General features: G+C 67.2%; 1 protein-coding gene. It reads left to right on the forward strand.

Annotation, left to right across the window (positions count from 1 at the left end; all coding sequences use genetic code 11):
• The coding region (locus tag K8640_RS42260) for a non-ribosomal peptide synthetase (protein WP_223752262.1) at positions 1–4,562 on the forward strand (4,562 nt) is incomplete at both ends.

Raw genomic sequence — 4,562 nt, forward strand, 5'->3', positions numbered from 1 at the left:
AGCGCCTCTGGTTCCTCGACCAGCTCCAGCCTGGCTCCTCCACCTACAACATCCCCTGGGCCCTCAAGCTCTCCGGCGCACTCGATGTCAGCGCGCTGCGCCAGTCGCTCAACGCACTCCTCGCTCGCCATGAGGTGCTCCGTACTCACTTCGCGGTCCACGACGGTCAGCCCGTTCAGGTCATTCGTCCTGACGTTCGACTCGAGCTGCCTGTCATCGACCTGCGAGGACTGGAGCCCGCGGCTCGCGAAACCGAAGCCGAACGACTGACGCGCGCGGAGGCGCTGTACTCGTTCGACATGTCCCGCGGTCCGCTCGTGCACGCGTCACTGGTGCGACTGAGCGACGAGGACTACCTGCTCCTCGTCACCGCCCACCACATCATCTCGGATGGTTGGTCCATCGCGGTCATCACGCGGGAAATCGCCGCCTTCTACCGCCAGTTCTCCGGTGGAGAAGCCGCGCAGCTCGCGCCCCTGCCCATCCAGTACGCTGACTTCTCCGTCTGGCAGCGCCAGTGGCTCCATGGCGACGTCCTCGCCTCGGAGATCGACTGGTGGCGCAAGCAGCTCGCGGACGCTTCTCCGGCGCTGGAGCTACCCACGGACAGGCCTCGTCCCGCCATCCAGACTTATGGCGGCGCCGTCGTGCCTGTGGCGCTCTCCAAGCACCTCAGTGCCCAGGTGAAGGAGCTGGCCCAGCGCGAAGGTGCCACGCCCTTCATGGTCCTGCTGGCCTCCTTCCAGCTCCTGCTCTCTCGCTACTCGGGACAGGACGACATCTCCGTGGGTTCGCCCATCGCGAACCGCAACCGCTCCGAGACGGAGGGCCTCATCGGCTTCTTCGTCAACACCCTCGTCCTGCGCTCACGCATCGATGCGCGGCGTTCATTCCGCGAGCTGCTGGGACAGGTGCGCCTGAACACCCTCGCGGCCTACGAGCACCAGGACATCCCGTTCGAGAAGCTCGTCGAGGAATTGCAGCCGCAGCGCGACCTCAGCCGTTCGCCCCTGTTCCAGGTCACGCTCACGCTTCAGAACGCTCCGGAAGAGGCACTGACGCTCCCTGGAGTCACGCTGGGTGGCGTGCCTCCGAGCATCGAGACGTCCAAGTACGACTTCAGCCTCCTCCTCGAAGAGGGCAAGGACGGCTTCTCCGGCATCATCAACTACAACACCGACCTGTTCGACGCGACCTCGATGGAGCGCCTCGCACAGCACTTCTCGGTGCTCTTGATCGAGGTCGTCTCTTCACCGGAGACGCAGCTCCGCCAGATTCCGCTGCTCACGTCCGCCGAGAAGCAGGCCGTGCTCTCGACGTGGAACAACACCGTCACGGATTACCCGCGCAACGCGAGCGTGCATGCGCTGTTCGAGCAGCAGGTGGCCCGTTCACCCGACGCAGTCGCTGTTGTCTCGGGGAATGAGGCTGTCACCTACTCGCAGCTCGACGCGCGCTCCAACCAGCTCGCCCACCACCTGCGTGCCCTGGGTGTCCTCCCCGGCTCTCGCGTCGCTGTCCGCCTCGACCGCTCCGCTGACCTCATCGTCTCCCTGCTCGCCGTCCTCAAGGCCGGCGCGGCTTACGTCCCCCTCGACAAGGCCTGGCCTTCCGAGCGCCTCTCCTTCGTCCTCCGTGAGTCCGCCGCCGGCGTCCTCATCTCCCACTCCGACGTCGCAGACGACTTGCCTGCCTTCGGCGCCGTCCTCCTCCTCGTCGACGAGGAGGCCTCTCGCATCTCACGTCGGCCCACGACTGCGCTGGCCTCTGACGTCTCCGGCGACGACCTCGCCTACGTCATGTTCACCTCGGGCTCCACCGGCGAGCCCAAGGGTGTCTGCGTTCCCCACCGCGGCGTCACTCGCCTCGTCTCTTCTTCCTTCATCCACTTCGGTGCCTCCGAAGTCTGGCTCCACGCCGCTCCCGTCGCCTTCGACGCCTCCACCCTCGAAATCTGGGGGGCCCTGCTTCACGGCTCGAAGCTCGTCCTCGCGCCTCCCCACTCCCTCTCCCTGGAGGAGTTGGGTGCTGTCCTCTCCCGCGAGAAGGTCTCCTCTCTCTGGCTGACGGCGGCCCTCTTCGAGCAGATGGTTGCGCACCAGCCCGTCGCCCTCTCTGGCGTGCGCCAGTTGCTCGCCGGCGGTGACGTGCTGCCGCCTCACCGCGTCCGTGAGCACCTCGCCCGCCTCCCCGAAGGCCACGTCCTCGTCAACGGCTACGGCCCCACCGAGAACACCACCTTCTCCGCCACCCACGCCCTTCGCCACGGTGACGCTGTCTCCCGCTCCGTCCCCATCGGCTCGCCTCTCTCCAACTCCTCCGCCTTCGTCCTCGACTCCTCCTTCCAGCCGCTTCCTCCTGGCGTTCCCGGAGAGCTCTTCGTCGGCGGCGACGGCCTGGCTTGGGGTTACCTCAACCGCGCGGACCTCACCGCCGAGCGCTTCGTCCCTCACCCCTTCAGCAGCTCGCCCGGTGCTCGCCTCTACCGCACCGGTGACAAGGCTCGCTGGCTCTCCGACGGCACCCTCGAGTTCCTCGGCCGCAACGACTTCCAGGTGAAGATTCGTGGCTTCCGCATCGAGCTCGGCGAAGTCGAGGCCGCTCTGCGTCTCTTCTCCGGCATCCAGGAGGCTGTCGTCCTCGCTCGTGAGGACGTCCCTGGTGACAAGCGCCTCGTCGCCTACTTCACCGCCGCAGAAGAGCAGTCCGTCGATACCACCGCGCTCAAGGGTTTCCTCCAGCAACGACTGCCCGAGTACATGGTGCCCTCGGCTTTCGTCTCGCTGTCGGCCTTCCCCCTCTCCGCCAACGGCAAGCTCGACCGCAAGTCGCTCCCTGCTCCCGACTTCGCCTTGGCGGCTTCCGCTGACGAATTCGTCGAGCCTTCCACTCCCGCCCAGGCTCGCCTCGCCTCCATCTTCGCCGACGTCCTCGGCCTGGAGCGCGTCAGCCTCCACGGCGACTTCTTCGAGTTGGGCGGCCACTCCCTCCTCGCCACCCAGGTCGTCTCTCGCATCCGCTCCGCCTTCAGCGTCGAGCTCCCTCTCGGTGAGCTCTTCGCCGCGCCTACCGTCGCTCTGCTCGCTCAGCGCCTCGAGCAGCACGGCTCCGCTTCCCGCCAGCCTCCTCTCGTCCCTGTCGACCGCTCCCAGCCGCTGCCTCTCTCCTTCGCTCAGCAGCGCCTCTGGTTCCTCGACCAGCTCCAGCCCGGCTCCTCCACCTACAACATCCCCTGGGCCCTCAAGCTCTCCGGTTCACTCGACGTCAGCGCGCTGCATCAGTCGCTCAACGCGCTCCTCGCGCGCCACGAGGTGCTCCGCACTCACTTCGCGGTCCACGGCGGTCAGCCCGTCCAGGTCATCCAGCCGGACTTCGTGCTGGAGATGCCGGTCATCGACCTGTCCGCCCTGCCCGCACAGGAGCGTGAGGCCGAGGCCCAGCGGTTGGCCTCCCAGGAGGCCGTGCGTCCGTTCGACCTGGCTCGGGGCCCCGTGGTCCGTGCCTCACTCGTCCGTCTGGATGCGCGGGAGCACAGGCTGCTCGTCACGATCCACCACATCGCGTCCGACGGCTGGTCCATCTCCGTCATGGTCCGCGAGCTGGCGGCCTTCTATCGCCAGTTCTCCGGCAACGAGCCCACGCAGCTCGCGCCGCTTCCCATCCAGTACGCCGACTTCTCCGTCTGGCAACGCCAGTGGCTGCACGGTGACGTGCTCGAGAAGGAGCTCGGCTGGTGGCGCAATCAGCTCGCGGGGGCTCCCGCCGCCATCGAGCTGCCCACCGACAGGCCTCGTCCCGCCGTCCAGACCTACAACGGCGCGGTCCTTCCGTTCACGCTCTCAACGGAGCTGACGCAGGCGGTGAAGGCGCTCGCGCAGCGTGAGAACGCGACGCCGTTCATGGTGCTGCTCGCTGGCTGGCAGGTCCTCCTGTCGCGCTACTCACGGCAGGACGACATCTCGGTGGGCTCGCCCATCGCCAACCGCAACCGCGCCGAGACGGAGGGCCTCATCGGCTTCTTCGTCAACACGCTGGTCCACCGCGCGCGCATCAACCCCGAGCACTCCTTCCGGGAGTTGCTCACCCACACGCGTGCGTCCACGCTCGCCGCGTTCGAGCACCAGGACATCCCCTTCGAGAAGCTCGTCGAGGAACTCCAGCCGCAGCGCGACCTCAGCCGCTCGCCGCTGTTCCAGGTGTCCTTCGTCTACCAGAACACTCCCGACGAAGACCTCGACCTCCCTGGCCTCGAGCTCGACGTCCTCACCTCCGAACTGCACTCCGCCAAGTTCGACCTCTTCCTCGGCATGAGCGAGGTTGGAGGCAAGCTGCAGGGCGCGCTGGACTACAACTCAGACCTGTTCGACGCCTCCACCGTGGAGCGCATGGCTCGCCACTTCACGAGCCTGCTCACCGAGGCGACCACACACGTCGACCAGCCGCTGCACAGCCTGAAGCTCCTCTCGGCCACCGAGACGCAGACCCTGCTCTCCGACTTCCAGGGCGAGCACGTCCGCTACCCCGAGGACGCCACCCTCCACTCCCTCTTCGAGGCCCAGGCC

The sequence above is a fragment of the Myxococcus sp. XM-1-1-1 genome, assembly GCF_020037095.1.
In the GTDB taxonomy this organism is placed as follows: Bacteria; Myxococcota; Myxococcia; order Myxococcales; family Myxococcaceae; genus Myxococcus; species Myxococcus fulvus.